The following is a 21,239-nucleotide window of genomic DNA, read 5'->3' as shown; positions in this document are numbered from 1 at the left end:
AAGCCCGCTCCCACATTAGTCCGCGCTCACCCACACAACGCCGATCAAATGTGGGAGCGGGCTTGCTCGCGAAAGACGCGCCTCGGTCGCCTGGCTGAACTCAGTCGAGTGTAGAACCGCTCACCGCAGTGCCACGCTCTGGAAAGAACAACCGCTGCAACTCGGTGCCCGGGCTTTCGGCGCGCATGAAGGCTTCACCGACCAGGAACGCATACACGTCGCTGATTTCCATCAGCTCGACATCGGCACGATTGAGGATGCCACTTTCGGTGATCACCAAACGATCACGCGGAATGCGCGGCAACAGGTCAAGCGTGGTTTCCAGGCTGACGTCGAAGGTGTGCAGGTTGCGGTTGTTGACGCCCACCAATGGCGTGTCGAGGGTTTTCAACGCCCGCTCCAGTTCGTCACCGTCGTGGACTTCCACCAGCACATCGAGACCAACGCTTTTGGCCACAGCCGCCAGCTCGGCCATTTTCACGTCGTCCAGTGCGGAGACGATCAACAGCACGCAGTCGGCGCCCAGCGCGCGGGCTTCGACGATCTGGTACGGATCGATCATGAAATCCTTGCGGATCACCGGCAGGTTGCACGCCGCACGAGCCTGTTGCAGATACGCATCGGCGCCCTGGAAGTAATCGATATCGGTGAGCACCGAGAGACAGGTCGCACCGCCCTTCTCGTAACTCCTGGCAATGTCCGCAGGCACGAAGTTCTCGCGAATCACGCCTTTGCTCGGTGACGCTTTCTTGATTTCAGCAATGACCGCCGGTTGCTTCAGCTTGGCCTGTGCGATCAGTGCCTGGGCAAACCCACGGGGTGCATCGGCCGCCTTGGCCAGACTTTCCAGCTCGGCGAGGCTCACACGAGCACTGCGCTCGGCAACTTCCTGGACTTTGCGGGCCAGAATGTTTTCCAGAACCGTCGGTACACTCATCCCTCATTCTCCACTCGAAATACCGCGGTAAACGCACCCAGCTCCTCGAGTTTCTCCCGAGCGAGGCCGGTGTGCAGCGCGTCGTGCGCCAGGGCAACGCCCTCTTTCAAACTTGTTGCATGGTCAGCGGCATACAGTGCGGCACCGGCATTGAGCATGATCATTTCTGCAGCTTTCTGGCCGTTCTCGGTCTTGCGCTTGCCCAGGGCATCGCGAATCAGCTCAAGGGAGGCCGCCGGGCTGTCCACTGCCAGACCGTGCAGGCTCTGGCTCTTCATGCCCAGGTCTTCCGGCTCGACCCAATACTCGGTGACCTGATCGTTCTTCAGTTCCGCGACAAAGGTCGGCGCCGCCAGGCTGAACTCGTCCAGGCCATCCTTCGAATGCACCACCAGCACGTGTTTGCTGCCCAGACGCTGCAAGACTTCGGCCAATGGCCGGCACAACGCCTGGCTGAACACGCCCACCACCTGATGCTTCACACCGGCCGGATTCGTAAGCGGGCCGAGCATGTTGAACAAGGTACGCAGGCCAAGCTCCTTGCGCGGGCCGGCGGCGTGTTTCATGGCACTGTGGTGGGTCTGGGCGAACATGAAACCAATGCCGACATTGTCGATGCAGCGAGCCACTTGAACCGGGGTCAGGTTCAGGTAGATACCCGCCGCCTCCAGCAAGTCGGCGCTGCCACTTTTGCCCGAGACTGCACGGTTACCGTGCTTGGCAACGGTGCAACCGGCCGCTGCGACCACGAACGAGGAAGCGGTCGATACGTTGAAGATATTGGCACCGTCACCACCGGTGCCGACCACGTCGACGACGCCGTCGAGGGTCTTGAGCTCAACCTTGTCCGCCAGCTCCCGCATGACCGACACGGCGCCGACGATCTCGTCGATGCTTTCGCTCTTCATGCGCATGGCCATCATGAACGCGCCGATCTGCGCATCCGTGCATTGCCCGGTCATGATTTCGCGCATCACATCGCGCATTTCTTCGGTGCTGAGGTCGAGGTGGTCGACGATACGGCTCAGGGCTGTCTTGATGTTCATGATAAGTCCTTAGCGCGTGCCGCCGGTTTGTTTGAGGAAGTTGGCAAACAGTTCGTGGCCCTGCTCGGTCAGGATCGACTCAGGGTGAAACTGTACGCCCTCGATGTTCAGTGTTTTGTGGCGCAAGCCCATGATCTCGTCGACCGAGCCATCTTCGAGCTGGGTCCAGGCGGTCAGCTCCAGGCAGTCGGGCAGAGTTTCGCGCTTGACGATCAAAGAGTGGTAGCGAGTAACCGTGAGCGGATGATTCAGGCCTTCGAAAACGCCCTTGTCCTCGTGGAACACCGGGCTGGTCTTGCCATGCATGACCTGACGGGCACGAACCACATCACCGCCAAAGGCCTGGCCGATGGACTGGTGGCCGAGGCAGACACCCAGAATCGGCAGCTTGCCGCCAAAGTGTTTGATCACGTCGATCGAGACGCCGGCTTCATTCGGGGTGCACGGACCAGGGGAAACGACAATGCGCTCAGGGTTGAGGGCTTCGATTTCGGCAATGGTGAGTTCATCGTTGCGCACGACTTTGACCTGGGAGCCGAGCTCACCCAGGTACTGCACAACGTTGTAGGTAAAAGAGTCGTAGTTATCGATCATCAGCAACATGGCGTTATGAACCTCTTGAATTCACTGACTTTAAGACAGCCTTCGAATGATTTACCCGCAGCGTCCTGCGCTTTGTCAGTCGCAGGGATCGCGCAGCAAAGCGGTGGGTATTACGGGTAAAGAAGGCAAAGCGGTAAAGATCCGGCCGGGCCGGCAGAAGGATTCAGGCGCGCCAACGCCAACGGGCGTGTGCCTTGATGACTTGATCCAGAAGTTTGCTGACGATCAACACGGGGAAGGTCTCATTTATACGTCTTGGCACAGTAACTTAGCTGGGCAGGGCGTGCAATATGGCGCGATACACGCGCGTGAAACAATCGGCAAGTTCGCGCCGAACGGCAACTGGCTCTATATTTTCTGGCACCGTCGTTTCGTTCACTAAAACAATAATCAAACGGACTTGCTCATGCTCAAACAGACGTTGTATGTACCGCTTGCCGGCTGCTTGCTCGCCATGGCCTGCGCCCAGGCGATCGCGGCGCCCAATCCCTATTCGAACTTCATTGTCTTCGGCGACAGCCTCAACGATGCCGGGCAGTTTACCGATACGGGTGGCCCTCCAGGGTCGACGTTGCGTTTCACCAACCGGACCGGGCCTGTTTACCAGGATGGCAGCGGCGAAGTCTATTCCGCCAACTCGACACAACTGCTGGGCGGGCGACTCGGGTTTTCAGCGGACGAGACTGCCGCGTCGACCTCGGCAGCGCGTGCCGGCCAAGGCCTGCCGGACGGCAACAACTGGGCGGTTGGCGGCTATCGCACCGACCAGATCCTCACCTCGATCACCACCGTGTCCGCCACGGGTGAACGTACCCGTGCGGGTTATCTGCCGACAAACAATTTCAGTGCCGACCCGAACGCGCTGTATTACCTCTCCGGGGGCGGTAACGACTTTCTTCAGGGCCGTGTGCAAAGTGGCGCCCAGGCAAATGCTGCTGCGGACCGCCTGGCAGACAGCGTCCAGGTCCTGCAAACCGCCGGCGCCCGTTACATCATGGTCTGGCTGCTGCCCGACCTGGGCCTGACACCTGCCATCAATGGCAGGCCCCTGCAAAATGCCACCTCACAACTGAGCAGCGCGTTCAATCGGCAGTTGGTGACCCGTCTCGCAGGGATCGAAGCCGAAATCATCCCGCTGAATATTCCTTTGCTGTTGCAGGAAACCTTCGCCGACCCGGCGCGATTCGGCTTAGGCATCGGCCAGAATCTGACCGCGACGTGCTTCAGCGGTAACGGCTGCACCGAGAACGCCACCTATGGCATCAACAGTGCCACCCCGGACCCGACCAAGCTGATCTATAACGATGGCGTTCACCCGACCGAAACCGGGCAAAAGCTGATTTCCGACTACGCCTATTCCCTGTTGGCGGCGCCTTGGGAGCTGACGCTGTTGCCGGAAATGGCCCACGCCACTTTACGCGCGCATCAGGATGAATTGCGCAGCCACTGGCAATCGGACTGGGAGAACTGGCAGGCAGTCGGCCAATGGCGCGCGATTGTCGCCGGCGGCGGTCAGCACCTCGATGTCGATAGCCAAAGCAGCGGCGCCAGCGCCGATGGCAGCGGCTACAACCTGAATATCGGCGGCAGCTATCGTCTCAATGAGGCTTGGCGTGTCGGTGTGGCGGCAGGCTTCTATCGTCAGAATCTGGAGGCCGGCAGTAACGATTCGGACTACAAACTCAACAGCTACCTGGCCACCCTCTTTGCCCAGTTCCAGCAGAACCGCTTTTGGGCTGATGTCGCATTGACCGGCGGCAAGCTGGACTACGACAACCTCAAACGCAAATTCGACCTGGGTGCCAGCGAAGGAGCGGAAAAAGGTGATACCGATGGCTATCTCTGGGCCTTCAGCACACGGGTTGGCTACGACATTGCGCAACCGGGCAGCGAGTGGCACCTGTCGCCGTTCATCAGTGCCGATTACGCGAAGGTGGAAGTCGATGGTTACTCGGAAAACGACAACCGTTCCACGGCATTGACTTTTGATGATCAGAAACGCGATTCAAAACGTCTGGGGGTCGGGCTCCAGGGTAAATTCCAAATCACCCCGCAGACTCAAGTGTTTGGCGAATATGCCTACGAGCGTGAGTATGAAGATGACGTGCAGAAGGTGAATATTGCCCTCAACAGTCTGCCATCCCTCGACTTCAAGCTTGATGGGTATACGCCGCAAAGCCACTTGAATCGCGTGAGCCTGGGGGTCAGCCACAAGTTGACGGCCGATCTGGCGCTGCGTGGCGGTTATACGATGCGCAAGGATGATGACTTTACCCAGCAAGGGGTAACGGTTGGGGTTGTATTGGACTTCTGATTCCGCAAACCACAAGCACAAAAAAAACGCGGCGCCCTTACAGGTGCCGCGTTTTTATAGACGGGCGAGATCCTTGTGGGAGCGGGCTTGCTCGCGAAGGCGGCGTTTCATTCAACATTTAAGGTGAATGACACACTGCTTTCGCGAGCAAGCTTGCTCCTACAGGTTTTGCGTGACCTCAGCTTTCCGGGGTTTGTTCGGCCAGGGCGACGGCGCGGAACATGGCGCGGCGCTTGTTCAGGGTTTCTTCCCATTCCAGCGCGGGCACCGAGTCGGCGACGATGCCGCCACCGGCCTGCACGTGCAGTTCGCCGTTCTTGATCACTGCGGTGCGGATCGCGATGGCGGTGTCCATGTTGCCGTTCCAGGCGAAGTAACCGACCGCGCCGCCATAGACGCCACGCTTGACCGGTTCCAGTTCGTCGATGATTTCCATCGCGCGGATCTTCGGTGCGCCGGACAAGGTGCCCGCCGGCAGGATCGCCCGCAGTGCGTCCATCGCCGTCAGCCCGGCTTTCAATTGGCCGGTCACGTTGGAGACGATGTGCATCACGTTGGAATAACGCTCAATGACCATCTTCTCGGTGAGTTTCACCGAACCGATTTCCGAAACACGACCCGTGTCGTTACGACCCAGGTCAATCAGCATCAAGTGCTCGGCGATTTCCTTGTCGTCGGACAGCAGGTCTTTTTCCAGCGCCAGGTCAGCTTCTTCGTTGGCCCCGCGCGGGCGAGTGCCGGCAATCGGGCGCACGGTGATCAGGTTGTCTTCGACCCGCACCAGCACTTCCGGCGAACTGCCGACGACATGGAAGTCGCCGAAGTTGAAGAAGTACATGTAAGGCGTCGGGTTGAAGCAGCGTAGCGCCCGGTACAGATCGATCGGTGCCGCCTTGAAGTCGATCGACATGCGCTGGGACGGCACGACCTGCATGCAGTCACCGGCCAGGATGTATTCCTTGATGGTGTCGACGGCTTTTTCGTAATCGCCCTGGGTGAAACTGGAGCGGAACACCGGATCGGCAGATTGCTGCTTGCTGAAATCCAGGCCACGGCGCGGGGTGATCGGCTGGCGGAGTTTCTCCAGCAGCTCTTCCAACCGTGCCTGACCTTGCTCGAACGCATCGGCCTGCGAGGGATCGGCCAGGACAATCGCGTGCATCTTGCCGGCGAGGTTGTCGAACACCACCACCGCGTCGGAAACCATCAGCAGAATGTCCGGCACGCCCAGCGGGTCGGGATTCGGGCACTTGCCCAGGCGTTTTTCCACATAACGCACGCAGTCGTAACCGAAGTAACCCACCAGACCACCGTTGAAACGCGGCAGGCCCGGGATAGTCGGCACGTTGTAGCGGGCTTTGAATGCTTCGACGAAGGCCAGTGGATCTTCGGCTTCATGGCTTTCGATCTCGATGCCGTCGTGAGTCACGCTCACCTGGTGATCATGCACGCGCAACACGGTGCGGCACGGCAGGCCGATGATCGAGTAACGGCCCCATTTCTCCCCGCCCTGCACCGATTCCAGCAGGTAGGAATTGGGCTCGTCGGCCAGTTTCAGGTAGATCGACAGCGGCGTGTCGAAGTCGGCCAGGGTTTCACAGGCAAGCGGGATGCGGTTGTAGCCGGCAGCGGCCAAACGCAGGAATTCTTCGCGGATCATGGGGTAGCCTCGTGGCTTGAGGGTCTATCAGTCAGTTATGCAAACGCGCCGGTACGCCGGCCAGGAACAAGTCAGGCGCGCCAACGCCAACGGGCCAGGGCCTTAATGACTTTCATCCAGAGTTTGCGAGTGACCACCACGATGGCGTTTCCAGAAGGGGGTTGAACAGCGTCGGCCAACGTTATCTCAGCGGCCGGATCCAGGCAACCGCGAATTAGCTTGCGCAGATCGTCGATTACCAGCGCCGGCGATTCTTCGGCAATCGGTCGACCGTGGTTATAGCCGTAGCTGAGCGCCACGCACTTGACTCCCGCCGCTTTCGCCGCCAGCACATCGCTGCGCGAGTCGCCGACGAACAACGATTGCGAGGCCGGAATGTTGGCCATTTTCATCACGAAAAACAGCGCGGCCGGGTCTGGTTTCTTCTGTGGCAGGGTATCGCCACCGATGATCCATTTGAAGTAACGGCCGATCTTCATCTGATCCAGCAGCGGCGCGACGAAGCGCTCCGGCTTGTTGGTGATCAGCGCCATCTCGACGCCCTGCTTGTGCAGCCATTTCAGGGTGTCGCGCACACCGGGATAGACCACGGTCAGTTCGTGTCCATCCTCGTAAAAGCCGTTGAACAGTTCGAGAGCATGTTCGGCCTCGACCTCATCGACATCCTTGGCGTCGATATGGTTGGCCAGCGCCCGGCGCACCAGCATCTGCACGCCGTTCCCAACCCAATCGCGCACCGACTCGATGCCGGCAGGCTTGCGGCCGAGTTTGAGCAGCATGTTATCCACAGCCGCCGCGAGGTCTGGGACCGAATCGACCAGAGTGCCATCCAGATCGAACATCACCAGCCGCGGCAGACGCCCCGGGAACAGCTGCTCAAAGCCACTCATGGACGAGCCAACGCCAGTTCGGAACGCATCTTTTCAATCACCTCTTGGTAGTTCGGTGCATTGAAGATCGCCGAGCCGGCGACAAAGGTGTCGGCGCCAGCGGCAGCGATTTCGCGAATGTTGTTCACGTTGACGCCGCCGTCGATTTCCAGGCGAATGTCACGGCCGGAAGCATCGATCAGCGCCCGCGCTTCGCGCAGCTTGTCGAGGGTGCCGGGGATGAACTTCTGCCCACCGAAGCCCGGGTTGACGCTCATCAGCAGGATCATGTCGACCTTGTCCATCACGTACTTGAGCACGTCCAGCGGGGTCGCCGGGTTGAACACCAGGCCCGACTTGCAGCCGCCTTCGCGGATCAGTTGCAGGGAACGGTCGACGTGTTGCGTGGCTTCCGGGTGGAAGGTGATGTAGGTCGCGCCGGCTTCGATGAAGTCACCGACGATGCGGTCGACCGGGCTGACCATCAGGTGTGCGTCGATCGGCGCGGTCACGCCGTACTTGCGCAGCGCAGCGCAGACCATCGGGCCGATGGTCAGGTTCGGCACGTAGTGGTTGTCCATGACATCGAAGTGCACGAAGTCGGCACCGGCGGCCAGGACGTTGTCCACTTCTTCACCCAGGCGGGCGAAGTCGGCGGAGAGAATCGACGGAGCAATGACGAAGGGCTGCATGACGCACCTTTTTTGAGCAGAATCACGATGGCGCGCATTGTATACCGCATGCTTTGGCGCGCGCACCGTGACTGCGATGATCAGTAGGCCGCTCGGTAGATCTTCTCGATATCAACGGCGCTCAGTTTGCGCGGATTGTTGCGCATCAGGCGCTCGATCCCCGCCGCTTCCACGGCCATGGCGGGGATGGCGTCTTCTGGAACGCCGAAGCTGCGCAGGCCCGGCGGGATTTCCACCGCTGCGCACAACTCGGTCATCGCCTCCACCGCCTTATCGGCCGCTTGATTGGCGCTCAGATGAGCGGTCTTCACGCCCATTGCCTCGGCAATATCCTGCATGCGCTCGACGCAGGCCATTTTGTTCCAGGTCATGACATAAGGCAGCAGCAAGGCGTTGCTGACGCCGTGGGCAATGTTGAAGCGCCCACCCAGCGGATAGGCCAGCGCGTGCACCGCGCCCACCCCGGCATTGCCGAACGCCATGCCGGCCATCAGACTGGCGGTGGCCATGTCCTCGCGGGCCTGCAGGTTGGATGGATTGGCGTAGGCCTTGGGCAACGCCTTGGCGATCAGCTTGATGGCGCCGATGGCCAGGGCATCGGTAATTGGCGAGGCATTCAACGACAGGTAGGACTCGATGGCATGCACCAGCGCATCGACACCACTGGCGGCCGTGACGCTGCGCGGACAGGTCAGGGTCATTTGCGGGCTGACCAGTGCGACGTCGGGTAATAGATAGTCGCTGACGATGCCTTTCTTCAGCTGCGCGACCTTGTCGGAGAGGATCGCCACGTTGGTAACTTCCGAGCCGGTGCCGGCGGTGGTCGGGATGGCGATCAGCGGCGGGCCTTTGCGCGGTACCTGATCGATGCCGAACAAATCCTCCAGCGCCCCGTGGTAACCGGCATACGCCGCGACGCTCTTGGCGATGTCGATGGCACTGCCACCGCCCAGGCCGATCAGCCCGTCATGCCCGCCTTCGCGGTAAACCCGCATGCAGTCTTCGACGATGGCGATTTCCGGGTCAGGCAGCACACGGTCGAAAATCTCGTAGGTCCGATCCCCCAGCTGCGCCAGCGCCAGCTCTACCGTGCCGGACTTGACCAGTGCCGCGTCGGTGACGATCAGCGGGTTGTCGATGTCCAGCCGCGTCAGCTCGGCGGCCAGTTGCTCGATGGCACCTGCGCCGGTGATCAGTTTGTGAGCGATTTTGAAAGAGGAAAGACTCATGTGCGCAGCCTCTTATAGACAGGGGAGCTGGGCACAATAGTAGCTGGGGATTGGGGTTTGTCTGCTATTCAGGTCATGAATGACCCGCGATCCCCAAAACCCCACAAAACCCTGTAGGAGCTGTCGAGAGAAACGAGGCTGCGATCTTTTGACTTTGCTTTTTAAAAACAAGATCAAAAGATCGCAGCCTCGTTTCTCTCGACAGCTCCTACAGAGGCTTTGTCAGACCTGGGCGGTGCGCAGTTTTTCGCTGCGCCCGCGCAGCCATTCCAGGGTGAGCAGCAGAATCACCGAGAAGGCGATCAGCAGCGTCGCGGCGGCAGCGATGGTCGGGCTGAGGTTTTCGCGGATGCCGCTGAACATCTGCCGTGGCAAGGTCGCTTGTTCCGGACCGGCGAGGAACAGGGTCACGACCACTTCATCGAACGAGGTCGCGAACGCAAACAGCGCACCGGAAATCACCCCGGGCGCGATCAGCGGCAAGGTCACCCGACGGAACGCCGTCAGCGGCGAAGCGCCGAGGCTGGCAGCGGCGCGCACCAGGTTGTGGTTAAACCCCTGCAACGTCGCCGACACCGTGATGATCACAAACGGCACACCCAGCACCGCATGCACCACGATCAGTGAGAAGAAGCTGTTGCCCAGTCCCAGCGGCGCGAAGAACAGATAACTGGCCACACCGATAATCACCACCGGCACCACCATCGGCGAAATCACCAGCGCCATCACCAGCGGCTTGCCCGGGAAGTCGCCACGGGTCAGGCCAATCGCCGCCAGCGTGCCGAAGATCATCGCCAGCACCGTGGCCGCCGGGGCAACGATGATGCTGTTCTTCAACGAGCGCATCCATTCGGCGGAGGCGAAGAAGTCCTGATACCAGTGCAGCGAGAAGCCTTGCAGCGGGTACACCAGGAAACTCCCGGAGTTGAACGACAGCGGAATGATCACCAGCACCGGCAGAATCAGGAACAACAGCACCAACCCGCAGAGAATCCGCAAGCTGTAGAACCACACCCGTTCAATGGGCGACATATAAGGACTCAGCATTTCGTTTTCCCCTTAGCTCAGGCGCAGGCGACTGGCGCCCACCAGCCAGCTGTAAATCAGATAAAGCACCACGGTTGCCAGCAGCAGCAATCCACCGAGCGCGGTCGCCATGCCCCAGTTGATGCTGGTGTTGGTGTAGAAGGCGACGAAGTAACTGACCATCTGATCGTTCGGGCTACCCAGCAACGCCGGGGTGATGTAGTAGCCAATCGCGAGGATGAACACCAACAGGCACCCGGCGCCGACGCCGGCATAGGTCTGCGGGAAGTACACCCGCCAGAAACTGGCGAACGGGTGGCAGCCGAGGGAAATCGCGGCGCGCATGTAAGTCGGCGAGATGCCTTTCATCACGCTGTAGATCGGCAGGATCATGAACGGCAGCAGGATGTGCACCATCGAGATGTAAACCCCGGTGCGGTTGAACACCAGCTCCAGCGGCTTATCGATGATGCCCATGGCCATCAGGCCGCTGTTGATCAAGCCACCCGATTGCAGCAACACGATCCACGCCGCGACTCGCACCAGGATCGAGGTCCAGAACGGCAGCAGCACCAGAATCATCAGCAGGTTGCTTTGCCGCGACGGCAGGTTCGCCAGCAGGTAGGCCAACGGATACGCCAGCACCAGGCAGATGGCGGTGATGATCAGGCCCATCCAGAAGGTGCGGGCGAAGATGTCGAGGTAGATCGCCTGGTCCGGAGTGGCCGGGGCCACTTCGCCGAGGTCGTCGATACGGTGATCGACCGCCGCCAGCAGGTAGTACGGGGTAATGCTGCTGGTGTTACGGCGCACGGCTTGCCAGTAGGCCGGGTCGCCCCAACGCTCGTCGAGTCCTTCCAGCGCTTCTTTATAAGAGGCCGGTTCAGTGGCGAACGGCAAGGCGCGGGCGGTTTTGGTCAGCAGGCTGCGGTAGCCGGCCAATTCCATGTTCAAGCGCTTGGACAGGTCGCCCAATGTCTGATTCTTGCGGGCTTCAGCGAGGTCTTCGCTGGCCGCCTTGTAAACCGGTTCAGCGGGCAGGCCTCGGCCGTCCCAACCGGCGATGGCCGCCACGGTGCGCGGCATGCCGCCGACCACTTCCGGGTTACCCACGCTTTTGTAGAGCAGCGCCACGATCGGCACCAGGAACACCAGCAACAGAAACAGCACCAAGGGCGCGATCAAGGCTTGTGCTTTCCAGCGGTTGATCCGCTCGGCGTGCTTGAGCCGCTGCTTCAAGGTGGGGTCAGTGCCCGCGTTCAGGGGAATGGCGGTGGCCATGGCGTACTCCGGAAATCTTTGATCGTTACAGAGGCAGGCAGGCCACCTCTGTTCTTGTTAGCGATACATCCCCCTGTAGGAGCGAGGCTTGCCCGCGAAGACGTCAGCACATTCAACATCGATGTTGACTGACACGCCGCCTTCGCGGGCAAGCCTCGCTCCTACAGGGGTGGGTAAGCCCTCGGGTGGGCTTACTTCGCGGCCCAGGAATTGAAGCGCTGTTCCAGTTGCTCGCCGTTGTCAGCCCAGAAGCTGACGTCGATCTGCACCTGGTTGGCGATGTTTTCCGGGGTGGTCGGCATGTCTTTCAGGACATCCTTGGCCAGCAACGGTACGGCCTGGGTATTGGCCGGCCCGTAGGCAATGTTTTCCGAGTAAGTCTTCTGCTGCTGTGGCTGTACCGAGAAGGCGATGAATTTCTTCGCCGCTTCTGCGCGCTTGGCGTCCAGACCTTTTGGAATGGCCCATGCGTCGAAGTCGTAGATGCCGCCGTTCCACACGACTTTCAGGTTGCTTTCTTTCTGCACGGCAGCGATCCGGCCGTTGTAGGCCGAGCTCATGACCACGTCACCGGAAGCGAGGTATTGTGGCGGTTGTGCGCCGGCTTCCCACCACTGGATACTTGGTTTCAGCTCATCGAGTTTCTTGAACGCGCGGTCCTGGCCATCCTTGCCGGCCAGTACTTTGTAGACGTCTTTTGGCGCAACGCCGTCAGCCATCAGCGCGAATTCCAGGGTGTACTTGGCGCCTTTGCGCAGGCCGCGTTTGCCCGGGAATTTCTTGGTGTCCCAGAAATCCACCCAACTGGTTGGCGCGGAGGCCAGCTTGTCGGCGTTGTAGGCCAGCACGGTCGACCACACGAAGAAGCCTACGCCGCAAGGCTGGATAGCGCCTTTGACATAGTCTTCGGACTTGCCGAACAGCTTCGGATCAAGTTGCTCGAACATGTCTTCGTCGCAACCACGGGACAGTTCTGGCGATTCAACTTCTACCAGGTCCCAGGACACGCTCTTGGTGTCGACCATGGCTTTGACCTTGGCCATCTCGCCGTTGTACTCGCCCGCCACGATCTTGCCGTTGCCTGCCGCTTCCCACGGTGCATAGAAGGCTTTGACCTGCGCAGCCTTGTTCGCTCCGCCAAAGGACACCACGGTCAGGTCCGGGCCCGCCGCCATCGCGTGCGCCGCGCCGATCATGCCCATGACCAAAGCGGTGAATTTCAGGGATCTCAACATTTATTGTTCTCTCCACGTGCAGGGTTGGGTGTTGTTGAAGCAGGGGGCGATCAATGCGCCTCTAGAAGTGGGTCGAGCGCGCGAACGTGCTCGACCTGCCAGCCAAGCGGTACCACGTCACCCACAGCCAGCGCGGGATCGAGCTCGGCAATCGGTTGTTTCACAAAGAAGTCGGTCTTGCCGCAGACTTCCAGGCGAACCCGGACGTGGTCGCCCAGATAGATGAATTCCGCCACCCTCCCTGAGAAGCGGTTGACGCAGGACTCGCTGGAACCATTAAGGCTCACGCGTTCCGGGCGAATCGACAGCGTGACGGGTTCGCCGGTCTTGCCGACGTTGACGGCCAGGGCTTCAACTTTCTCCCCGCGGCCCAGTTCCACAATGCAGCGGTCGCCGGTCTGGCTGTGCAAGCGGCCATTGAGGCGGTTGTTCTCGCCGATGAAGTTGGCGACGAAGGTGTTTTTCGGTTCTTCGTAGAGGGTGCGCGGCGCGGCGATCTGCTGGATCTCGCCCTGATGGAACACTGCCACACGGTCGGACATGGTCAGGGCTTCGCCCTGGTCGTGGGTCACGTAGACCACGGTCACGCCGAGACGCTGGTGCAGGTGCTTGATTTCCATCTGCATGTGTTCGCGCAGTTGCTTGTCGAGTGCACCGAGGGGTTCGTCCATAAGCACCAGTTGCGGTTCGAACACCAGCGCCCGGGCCAACGCCACACGCTGTTGCTGACCGCCGGACAGTTGGGCCGGATAGCGCTGGGCGAAGGTGTCGAGTTGCACCATGCTCAGGACACGCTTGACCCGGTCACTGACGTCGCTCTTGTTCAAGCCGCGCACGGTCAACGGGAACGCGAGGTTCTCGGCAACCGTCATGTGCGGGAACAATGCGTAGTTCTGGAACACCATGCCGATGTCACGCTTATGCGGCGGCACGTTGTTGATGGAACGCCCGGCCAGCTGGATTTCGCCTGCGGTCGGTGTTTCGAAACCGGCGAGCATCATCAGGCTGGTGGTCTTGCCGGAGCCGGACGGCCCGAGCAGGGTGAGGAATTCGCCTTTGCGAATTTCCAGGTTGAGGTCTTTGACGATCAGGTTCTCGCCGTCGTAGCTTTTCTGCACTCCACGAAAGCTGACCAGAATGTCACTGGCCCCTGCGTTTGAATCGACCTGGCTCATACCCACACCTTTGTTATTGATGACTGCTGTGGACTAAGCCTAGTGGACGCTGCCGACCACGCAAATCGGGGCGCAGGAGAGATTGTCCTCAGCAGAGTGGAAGGTTGGGGGTAGGGATTGCCCTACAAGGATGGCGGGGATGGGTAGGCGCAGCGACGGTTTGAAGCTGTAAGCCGCAGGAACGGGCTCAAACAGTATTGCAGGCATGTCGCAAATGGATATGCCGACGAGATTCCTGTAGGAGCGAGGCTTGCCCGCGAAAGCGTCGGCACATTCAACATCAACGTTGACTGGCACATCGCCTTCGCGGGCAAGCCTCGCTCCTACAGGGTTTGCGGTGGGCTTTAGAGGAGTTTGTGTTCCATCGCGTATTTCACCAGTTCCGCCAGGGAGGTGATGTTGAGTTTCTGCATCAGCCGCGCCTTGTGGGTGCTGATGGTTTTGCTGCTCAAGGCCAGTTGCTGGGCAATGTCGTTGACGTTGGCGCCCTGGGCCAGGCGCTCGAACACCGAGAATTCACGCTCCGACAGTAAGGAGTGCAACGGCCGTGAATCAGTCAGGCCGACTTCGAAGACCATACGGTCGGCCAGGTCCGGGTCGATGTAACGCCCACCCGCCGCGACTTTGCGGATCGCCGTCAGCAGCAATGCCGGATCGCTGTCCTTGGTCGCATAGCCCGCTGCGCCTACCTTCAACGCCCGCGCGGCCATCTGCGCTTCGTCGTGCATCGACAGCACCAGGATCGCCGGCGGATTGTTCAGCGCACGAATCCGTGGAATGGCCTCCAGGCCATTGACCCCCGGCATGGAGATATCCAGCAGCACCACTTCGCAGGGCACATGACGCAAGGTTTCGAGCAACTGCTCGCCATTGCTCGCTTCCCCCACCACCAACAGGTCCTTGGCCAGGCCGATCAGTTGCTTGATCCCTTCGCGGACGATGGTGTGGTCTTCAGCTACCAGTACACGGATCACGTTCTTCTCCAGATTCAAGATTTCGCGAGCAAGCCCGCTCCCACATTAAACCGCGATCAAATGTGGGAGCGGGCTTGCTCGCGAAGGCGTCAGCCCAGACAACACACATTCAGGCCCCGTCCAACGGCACTCGCACACTCAGGGTCGTGCCCTCCCCCGGTTCACTCTCAAGCGTCAACTGCCCACCCATGATCAACACCCGTTCGCGCATGCCGACCACCCCAAAGGATGTCGACCGACCGGTGGAAGCGACAAATCCTACGCCATCATCGCTGACGGTCAGACACAACTCATCGCCTTCCAGCGTCAATGTCAGCTCAACAGTATGCGCCTGGGCATGGCGCATGACATTGGTCAGCGCTTCCTGAAGGATCCGGAACAAGCCAATGGCCTTGGCATCACTCAGCACCGGCAAGTTGTCCGGCACCTGCACCAGACACGGAATCTGCGTGCGCGCCTCGAATCGGCGGGCCTGCCATTCAATCGCCGAGGCGATCCCGGCATCGAGAATCGGTGGTCGCAGCGCCGTGGCCACATCACGCACCAGTTGGAACAACTGGGCGATCAAGCGCTTCATGCTGTTCAAGCGCTCATTCAGGCCGGGGTCGAGTTGCGCGTAGGCCAGTTCGCACATGGACGTTTCCAGCTTGAGCACGGTCAACATCTGACCCAGCTCGTCGTGAACTTCCCGTGCTATCCGCGCTTTTTCCTCTTCCCGCACGCTTTCCAGGTGCGCCGACAATTCACGCAGTTGCTCCCGGGAACTCGCCAGCTCCAGCTCGATGCGCTTGCTCTCGCTGATGTCCCAGACGATCCCGTCCCAGACGTACGCGCCGTCTTCGAGTCGCCGGGTAATCGCCTTGATCTCGGCCCAACGCTGTTCGCCGGAACGGGTCAGAATCCGCCCTTGCCACGACCAGTCGCTGTCGGTATCCAGCGCATGGTCCTGTGTTCGGTGATAGCTGGCCTTGTCATCCGGGTGGACCAGGCTGCGCAGGCCTTTGTCGCGATGGGCGAGGGTCGCGGGCGAGTAACCCGACAGGCTTTCACTGCCTTCACTGATGTAGGCAAAGTCGATCTGCCCCGTCACCGGCGCCCGCTCCAGGCGAAAGACCAATCCGGGAACGTTGGCGGCGATCCCTTGCAGCCGCGCTTCGCTTTCCTGCAACGCGGCCAGGGCGCGACGGCGCTCGGTGACGTCGTTGAGGTAGACCACCAGGTATTCGCCATCGCGAAAACGCAGGAAGCTTAGCGACACATCTGCCGGCAGGATGCTGCCATCGGCCCGCACACAATTGGTTTCGAAACTTTGCGGGCCCTCTTCGCTGGCCCGCGCGCGTTTCCACAGGTTCAGCCAGCGGTCCATGTGCAAGCCGGGCTCGAAGTCGATCAGCGGCCGATCGATGATTCCGCCCGCCGGATAACCGAGCATGGTTTCGGCCGCACGGTTGGCGTAGCGCACATGGCTGTCCCAGTTGACCCAAAGAATGCCGACGGTGCTCTGGTCGATGGAAAACTGGGTCAGGCGCAAGGCTTCTTCGCTGGCGGTACGCAGGACAATGTCTTGCCGCGCCTCCAGTAATCGTTGCTCCAGACTGTGCTGTTGCCGACGCTGCCAAAACACGATGGCCAGGCTGCTCAGGGTCAATACCAGCAACAGCAGGCAGAGGTTTTGCCAGAAACCCGGGGATTCGGTCAGCCGCGGGTACTTGGGTTGCAACCATTGGTTGTGCAGTTGTTCCAGGTCTTTGGCGGGGATCGCCCGCAAGGCGTTTTCGACAATGCCGGCCAGCTCTGGCCAGTCCCGCCGGGTGGCGACGCGCAGCAGTTGCGGCAGGCCAATGTCGCCAACCACCAAAAGCTCGGAGAACTCCGGCTCGATGGACAGGCGCCCCAGTTGCGCCTCGTCGACCACGGCATAACTCGCCTGCTGACTGAGCAGCAACTGCAAGGCCTGGCGCTCGATCGGTACGCCTTGCAGGTTCAGGTGCGGGTAATTACTGCGCAGGTAATCGGCGGTGGCACTGGGCATGCGCACGGCGACGCGGGTCTGGCTGTCGAGTTTTTCCAGTTCAACCACGCCGGCGCTTTTCTGGTCGCTGACCACCAGTTGCGGCACCCGCATGTACGGATCGGAAAACTGCCACAGACGCAGGCCTCCAGGGGTTTGGGTCAGCCCCGGAGCGATGTCGATTTCACCTTCGCGCGCAGCGGCTTCCAGTTGGGCAAGGTCGGGGAAGTTGCGCCAGCTCAGCTCGACCTTGAGCGTCTTGGCCAGCCACTTCATCAGCTCGACGTTGACCCCGGACAGGCGCTGCAAACGGCGGTCGTATTGGGCAAAGGGCGCTTGCAACACCAGCCCGACCCGCAATTCGTCATGCTGCGCCAGCCATTGTTGCTGGCTCGCGGACAATTGCGCGACGTGCGCCGGTGGCACGGCGGCCGCCCAACCCATCAAGGGAAACCACAAACAGCCGATAACCCACAGGCAGCGAAAACGCATCATCGAAATCTCACACACTGACAAATACTGACCAACCCATTAGGCTGCCGGAATAACTTCTGGCCTGGAATATCCGATGCCCCCTGTCTACCGCCTGGCACTGCCAGCATTGTGCCTGTCGCTGATCCTGCCTTGCGCGTTTTCCGTCGAAGCAGCCGCCGAGGCGGCTGACCCGGCGCCTGCCACGGAAGAAAAACCCGTCGAGCGTCAGCCGCTGCTTGAGCGTAGCCAGGAAGAATCGACAGCACTTGAACGAAAAATCCCCGCTCAAGAACAGCAACAACTACAAGCTGGTGCCGACACGTTCCTGGCCTTGTGGAAACCGGCCAATACCGCCGAACCCAAAGGCGCGGTGATTATCATCCCTGGCGCCGGCGAAACCGTTGACTGGCCGCAAGCAATCGGGCCATTGCGTCGTAAATTGCCGGACGCCCAATGGAGCAGCCTGAGTATCACCTTGCCGGACCTGCAAAGCGATGCCATCGCGCCACGGGTCGTGGAAATGCCGCCAACGCTCAAAGCACCGGAAACCGGCAGCAAGGACTCGACCACGGCGGCCCCCATTGAACAAGCGGCCGGCGGTGAAGCGGAAGTGGCCGACAAGGCCATCGCTGAAACCACCGAGGAACAATCAAAGGCCGACGCCGAACGCATCTTTTCTCGCATTGATGCGGCCATTGCGTATGCCGAACAACAAAGCGCTCGCCGCATCGTCGTGTTGGGGCATGGCACCGGCGCTTACTGGGCCGCGCGATACTTGAGCGAGAAGCAGCCATCGCAAGTGGAGAAGTTCGTGATGGTCGCGGCGCAGACGCCCGCCGCCGCGAAACCCGAACTGGTTGAGCTGACGCCGACCTTGAAGTTGCCCACTGCAGACATCTTCTACATGGACAAGCCGCTGGATCGCAATTTGGCCCTTGAGCGTTTGCAGGCCAGCAAGCGGTTGAAGGTTTCGGCATACAACCAAGTGTCGCTCAAGGCGTTGCCTGATACCAAAGCGGAGCAGGAACAGCTGGTTCGTCGGGTGCGCGGCTGGTTAAATCCTCAGCCTGCGGCGGACTGACAGACCGCGTCGCTCCATTCGCGAGCAAGCCCGCTCCCACATTAGATCTTCAGTGGACACAGATTTTGTCTACGGCCGAAATCAAATGTGGGAGCGGGCTTGCTCGCGAAGGCGGCCGCACAGGCACAACAACCCTGCCCTGCTAACGAAAATCCCGCCGCTGACGAATCAACGTATACGCATTGTGCAACTCGCGAGTTTTGTCAGTCGCCTCTCGAACCTGCAACGCCGTCGCGCCGCTGCCGGCAATCTTGTCCGGGTGATGCCGACTGAGCAGGCGCCGATAAGCCCGTTTGATCTGCGCCGGCTCACTGGTGGCGGACACGCCCAAAAGCCGCAAGGCGTCCTGATAGGTTGCAACACTGTTACCCAACCCGCGTTTATGTGGTTCATAGTCGGTGGCCAGGGCCTGCACCTGTTGCGGTGTACAGCCCAGCCATTTACCCCACTGCGCAATCAACTCGCGCTCACGGCCACCGGCACGCCCATCGGCCCAGACCATCCGCCAACAGGCGCGTAAAACGCCTTCGGCCGCATAAGGCTGAGTACTCAAGCGCCGCAGGTAACCGCGCAGCCGGTCATGACCCGACTTGCCGCGATTGAACGCGGCAATCGCCCGGCGCTGGGCCGACTCGGTCATTTCCAGCGAACGCATCTCCTGGCGGGCCTGCTGGATGTGGCCATCCACTACTCGTCCATCGCACTTGGCCAACCGGCCCAGCAACACGAACAGCAATTCGTCGTTGCGCAACACCGGACGACCGCCGAGTTTTTCGCGCAAGTGCGCCCAACTCTGCAGGTTCAAACGCCTATCCAGCGCTTGTCCCAGCAACGCGCCAAGCATGGCCCCCGGAATGCTGGCTATGGCAAAGCCCGCTCCGGCTCCAATCAGAGTCCCTGGCCACAGCATGTCAGCGTCTCGCTTCTATCAGGGTTTCAACTTCAGCCAGGCGCTCGTGAGTGCCGACATCCACCCAATGCCCGTTCAAATGTTCGCCCGTCACTTGTCCTTGCGCCATCGCTGTGCGCAGCAACGGCGCCAGTTTGAATGCCCCGGCAGCGCAACCGTCGAACAGTTGCGGGTGCAGCACCGCGATACCGCTGTAGGTCAAGTTTGCACCGCCCGGCTGACCGTCGCGCACCTGCCCGTCGATCAGGCCGAAATCCCCCGTCGGGTGATGCGCCGGGTTATCCGCCAGCACCAGATGGGCCAGACCGGCGATGGGCTGATGCAACACGCTGAAGTCGTAGTCGGTCCAGATGTCACCGTTGACCACCACAAAGGCCTCCTCGCCCAGCAACGGCAACGCGCGAAAAATCCCGCCGCCGGTTTCCAGCGGCTCACCTTCCGGCGAGTACTGAATGCTCACGCCGTAACGCGCGCCATCGCCCAGATAGTCTTCAACCTGCTGGCCGAGCCAGGCATGGTTGATCACGATCTCGGTAAAACCGGCCGCGGCCAGCGCACGCAGGTGATACTCGATCAGCGGCACCCCGCCTGCGCGAACCAGCGGTTTTGGCGTGGTCAGGGTCAGCGGGCGCATGCGCTCGCCTTTGCCGGCCGCCAGAATCATTGCCTTCATGCATTCGCTCCGGCACGCAGACTCAGCAGCAACACATCCAGCTCGGCCAGTTCAGGACGGCGGGCGATCACTGCCTCTATATAGGCAAAGAAGCGCGGCACATCGGCCAGGTAACGCGGCTTGCCGTCGCGGTGGCAGATGCGGGCGAAAATGCCGATGACTTTCAGGTGACGCTGCACTCCCATCAGGTCGCTGGCGCGCAGGAAGTCTTCGAAGTCCGGCTGAACCGGAATGCCCAGGGCGCCGGCTTGCTGCCAGTAATTTTCCAGCCATCCGTAGACACGCTCTTCAGGCCAACTGAGGAACGCATCCTTGAACAGGCAGGTGACGTCGTAGGTCACAGGACCGTAGACCGCGTCCTGGAAATCCAGCACCCCCGGATTGGGCTCGCTCAGCATCAGGTTGCGCGGCATGTAGTCGCGATGCACCAGCACTTTTGGCTGCGCCAGGGCACTGTCGATCAACAGATCAGTGACGTTCTGCCAGAGCATTTGCTGCGCCGAGTCGAACTCGATGCCCAACTCGCGCTTCACGTACCACTCGGGGAACAATTCCAGCTCGCGCCGCAGCAATGCCACGTCATAACTTGGCAGCGGTGCGACCATCGGCAACTGCTGAAAAGCCAGCAGTGCTTGCAGGGCATCCTTGAACAAATCGTCGGCGTTTTCGCTGTCGATTACGTCCAGATAAGTCTGGTTGCCCAGGTCATTGAGCAAAAGAAAACCACGCTCGAGGTCCTCGGCATAAATTTTCGGCACATTTATTCCGGATTTCGCCAGCAAAAAAGCGATATCCACGAAGGGTTTGCAGTTTTCCTGGGGCGGCGGTGCGTCCATTACGACGAAGCTCCTGCCCTCGCCTTCCCAGCGGAAATAGCGCCGAAAACTCGCGTCGCTACTGGCCGCGATCAACGTGGCCGGGGGTACGACGCCCCAGCCTTGTTCTGCAAAGAGGATCGCCAACTGCTCATCGAGCCAAACTTTCAGGTGTTGCAAACGTACATCTTGGTCAGGCATTGCAAGGGTCTCCGACGGCGCTAGCCGTCAAGC

Annotated in this window: 19 protein-coding genes; 3 read left to right on the top strand and 16 right to left on the bottom strand. The window is 60.5% G+C overall.

Going from position 1 to position 21,239, the window contains the following annotated elements; all coding sequences use genetic code 11:
* Window positions 1-100: 100 nt before the first annotated feature.
* Genes trpC through ACIPL2_RS31265 form a run of 3 tightly spaced genes read right to left on the bottom strand, consistent with a single transcriptional unit; the run spans window position 101 to window position 2,586 of the window.
* Complete coding sequence (trpC, locus tag ACIPL2_RS31275; protein WP_401363577.1) at window positions 101-937, bottom strand: indole-3-glycerol phosphate synthase TrpC; 837 nt, start codon at window positions 935-937, stop codon at window positions 101-103.
* Window positions 934-1,983 carry an anthranilate phosphoribosyltransferase gene (gene trpD, locus ACIPL2_RS31270; protein ID WP_059407367.1) on the bottom strand — a complete coding sequence of 350 codons (1,050 nt, stop codon included), beginning with the start codon at window positions 1,981-1,983 and terminating at the stop codon, window positions 934-936. The genes trpC and trpD overlap by 4 nt, the downstream gene beginning before the upstream one ends.
* 9 nt (window positions 1,984-1,992) lie before the next feature.
* Window positions 1,993-2,586: an aminodeoxychorismate/anthranilate synthase component II gene (locus tag ACIPL2_RS31265; protein ID WP_033056198.1), complete on the bottom strand. Its 594-nt coding sequence runs from the start codon at window positions 2,584-2,586 to the stop codon at window positions 1,993-1,995.
* Window positions 2,587-2,632: 46 nt separating this feature from the next.
* Here ACIPL2_RS31265 and ACIPL2_RS31260 point away from each other — a divergent pair, with 46 nt between their 5' ends.
* Window positions 2,633-2,968, top strand: coding sequence for a hypothetical protein (locus ACIPL2_RS31260; protein WP_401363573.1), 336 nt, complete (start codon window positions 2,633-2,635; stop codon window positions 2,966-2,968).
* Window positions 2,969-2,992: 24 nt separating this feature from the next.
* On the top strand, window positions 2,993-4,900 hold the full coding sequence (gene estP / locus ACIPL2_RS31255) for an esterase EstP (RefSeq protein ID WP_401363570.1): 1,908 nt from the start codon (window positions 2,993-2,995) through the stop codon (window positions 4,898-4,900).
* A 178-nt stretch (window positions 4,901-5,078) separates the two neighbouring features.
* On the opposite strand, the gene trpE is transcribed toward estP, so the two are convergent.
* From trpE to ACIPL2_RS31205, 10 genes are all read right to left on the bottom strand, one after another.
* Complete coding sequence (trpE, locus tag ACIPL2_RS31250; protein ID WP_401363567.1) at window positions 5,079-6,560, bottom strand: anthranilate synthase component I; 1,482 nt, start codon at window positions 6,558-6,560, stop codon at window positions 5,079-5,081.
* Between the two features lie 71 nt (window positions 6,561-6,631).
* Window positions 6,632-7,450, bottom strand: coding sequence for a phosphoglycolate phosphatase (locus tag ACIPL2_RS31245; RefSeq protein ID WP_401363565.1), 819 nt, complete (start codon window positions 7,448-7,450; stop codon window positions 6,632-6,634).
* Window positions 7,447-8,121 carry a ribulose-phosphate 3-epimerase gene (gene rpe, locus ACIPL2_RS31240; protein WP_008035979.1) on the bottom strand — a complete coding sequence of 225 codons (675 nt, stop codon included), beginning with the start codon at window positions 8,119-8,121 and terminating at the stop codon, window positions 7,447-7,449. Before rpe ends, ACIPL2_RS31245 begins: the two co-directional genes overlap by 4 nt.
* A gap of 80 nt (window positions 8,122-8,201) precedes the next feature.
* Window positions 8,202-9,350, bottom strand: coding sequence for an iron-containing alcohol dehydrogenase (locus tag ACIPL2_RS31235; RefSeq protein WP_401363562.1), 1,149 nt, complete (start codon window positions 9,348-9,350; stop codon window positions 8,202-8,204).
* A 222-nt stretch (window positions 9,351-9,572) separates the two neighbouring features.
* Window positions 9,573-10,397 (bottom strand): ABC transporter permease, encoded by an 825-nt coding sequence (locus ACIPL2_RS31230; protein WP_059407372.1) that lies wholly within the window; start codon window positions 10,395-10,397, stop codon window positions 9,573-9,575.
* Between the two features lie 12 nt (window positions 10,398-10,409).
* On the bottom strand, window positions 10,410-11,657 hold the full coding sequence (locus ACIPL2_RS31225; RefSeq protein ID WP_401363558.1) for an ABC transporter permease: 1,248 nt from the start codon (window positions 11,655-11,657) through the stop codon (window positions 10,410-10,412).
* Window positions 11,658-11,848: 191 nt separating this feature from the next.
* Complete coding sequence (locus ACIPL2_RS31220) at window positions 11,849-12,892, bottom strand: ABC transporter substrate-binding protein (RefSeq protein WP_401363555.1); 1,044 nt, start codon at window positions 12,890-12,892, stop codon at window positions 11,849-11,851.
* Window positions 12,893-12,942: 50 nt separating this feature from the next.
* A complete protein-coding gene (locus ACIPL2_RS31215; protein WP_059407375.1) occupies window positions 12,943-14,067 on the bottom strand; it encodes an ABC transporter ATP-binding protein in 1,125 nt (374 codons plus the stop codon).
* 344 nt (window positions 14,068-14,411) lie between these two features.
* Entirely contained in the window at window positions 14,412-15,041 is a 630-nt protein-coding gene (locus tag ACIPL2_RS31210; protein WP_003210977.1) for a response regulator transcription factor, read from the bottom strand.
* A 109-nt stretch (window positions 15,042-15,150) separates the two neighbouring features.
* Window positions 15,151-17,547, bottom strand: coding sequence for a PAS domain S-box protein (locus ACIPL2_RS31205; RefSeq protein ID WP_401363552.1), 2,397 nt, complete (start codon window positions 17,545-17,547; stop codon window positions 15,151-15,153).
* A gap of 73 nt (window positions 17,548-17,620) precedes the next feature.
* Here ACIPL2_RS31205 and ACIPL2_RS31200 point away from each other — a divergent pair, with 73 nt between their 5' ends.
* On the top strand, window positions 17,621-18,607 hold the full coding sequence (locus ACIPL2_RS31200) for an alpha/beta hydrolase family protein (RefSeq protein ID WP_401363550.1): 987 nt from the start codon (window positions 17,621-17,623) through the stop codon (window positions 18,605-18,607).
* A gap of 142 nt (window positions 18,608-18,749) precedes the next feature.
* Here ACIPL2_RS31200 and ACIPL2_RS31195 read toward each other — a convergent pair whose 3' ends face one another.
* The 3 genes from ACIPL2_RS31195 to ACIPL2_RS31185 are packed head-to-tail and all read right to left on the bottom strand — an operon-like array spanning window position 18,750 to window position 21,206.
* Complete coding sequence (locus ACIPL2_RS31195) at window positions 18,750-19,517, bottom strand: TerB family tellurite resistance protein (RefSeq protein WP_401363547.1); 768 nt, start codon at window positions 19,515-19,517, stop codon at window positions 18,750-18,752.
* Between the two features lies 1 nt (window position 19,518).
* Complete coding sequence (murU, locus tag ACIPL2_RS31190; protein ID WP_401363544.1) at window positions 19,519-20,190, bottom strand: N-acetylmuramate alpha-1-phosphate uridylyltransferase MurU; 672 nt, start codon at window positions 20,188-20,190, stop codon at window positions 19,519-19,521.
* Window positions 20,187-21,206 (bottom strand): aminoglycoside phosphotransferase family protein, encoded by a 1,020-nt coding sequence (locus ACIPL2_RS31185; protein WP_401363541.1) that lies wholly within the window; start codon window positions 21,204-21,206, stop codon window positions 20,187-20,189. The genes murU and ACIPL2_RS31185 overlap by 4 nt, the downstream gene beginning before the upstream one ends.
* Between the last annotated feature and the right edge of the window lie 33 nt (window positions 21,207-21,239).

Origin of the sequence: Pseudomonas sp. NPDC086251 (genome assembly GCF_044746405.1) — a bacterium.
Classification (GTDB): Bacteria; Pseudomonadota; Gammaproteobacteria; order Pseudomonadales; family Pseudomonadaceae; genus Aquipseudomonas.
Note: the sequence above shows the minus strand (reverse complement) of the source record. Positions and strands in the feature narration are given on the sequence as shown.

Coding starts and splice junctions, on each gene's coding strand:
- ACIPL2_RS31265 (WP_033056198.1), bottom strand. CDS start 2,586: ATGTTGCTGATGATCGATAACTACGACTCTTTTACCTACAACGTTGTG.
- murU (WP_401363544.1), bottom strand. CDS start 20,190: ATGAAGGCAATGATTCTGGCGGCCGGCAAAGGCGAGCGCATGCGCCCG.
- ACIPL2_RS31220 (WP_401363555.1), bottom strand. CDS start 12,892: ATGTTGAGATCCCTGAAATTCACCGCTTTGGTCATGGGCATGATCGGC.
- trpC (WP_401363577.1), bottom strand. CDS start 937: ATGAGTGTACCGACGGTTCTGGAAAACATTCTGGCCCGCAAAGTCCAG.
- ACIPL2_RS31205 (WP_401363552.1), bottom strand. CDS start 17,547: ATGATGCGTTTTCGCTGCCTGTGGGTTATCGGCTGTTTGTGGTTTCCC.
- ACIPL2_RS31245 (WP_401363565.1), bottom strand. CDS start 7,450: ATGAGTGGCTTTGAGCAGCTGTTCCCGGGGCGTCTGCCGCGGCTGGTG.
- ACIPL2_RS31230 (WP_059407372.1), bottom strand. CDS start 10,397: ATGCTGAGTCCTTATATGTCGCCCATTGAACGGGTGTGGTTCTACAGC.
- ACIPL2_RS31215 (WP_059407375.1), bottom strand. CDS start 14,067: ATGAGCCAGGTCGATTCAAACGCAGGGGCCAGTGACATTCTGGTCAGC.
- ACIPL2_RS31195 (WP_401363547.1), bottom strand. CDS start 19,517: ATGCTGTGGCCAGGGACTCTGATTGGAGCCGGAGCGGGCTTTGCCATA.
- ACIPL2_RS31260 (WP_401363573.1), top strand. CDS start 2,633: ATGATTTACCCGCAGCGTCCTGCGCTTTGTCAGTCGCAGGGATCGCGC.
- ACIPL2_RS31235 (WP_401363562.1), bottom strand. CDS start 9,350: ATGAGTCTTTCCTCTTTCAAAATCGCTCACAAACTGATCACCGGCGCA.
- ACIPL2_RS31200 (WP_401363550.1), top strand. CDS start 17,621: ATGCCCCCTGTCTACCGCCTGGCACTGCCAGCATTGTGCCTGTCGCTG.
- estP (WP_401363570.1), top strand. CDS start 2,993: ATGCTCAAACAGACGTTGTATGTACCGCTTGCCGGCTGCTTGCTCGCC.
- rpe (WP_008035979.1), bottom strand. CDS start 8,121: ATGCAGCCCTTCGTCATTGCTCCGTCGATTCTCTCCGCCGACTTCGCC.
- trpD (WP_059407367.1), bottom strand. CDS start 1,983: ATGAACATCAAGACAGCCCTGAGCCGTATCGTCGACCACCTCGACCTC.
- ACIPL2_RS31225 (WP_401363558.1), bottom strand. CDS start 11,657: ATGGCCACCGCCATTCCCCTGAACGCGGGCACTGACCCCACCTTGAAG.
- ACIPL2_RS31185 (WP_401363541.1), bottom strand. CDS start 21,206: ATGCCTGACCAAGATGTACGTTTGCAACACCTGAAAGTTTGGCTCGAT.
- trpE (WP_401363567.1), bottom strand. CDS start 6,560: ATGATCCGCGAAGAATTCCTGCGTTTGGCCGCTGCCGGCTACAACCGC.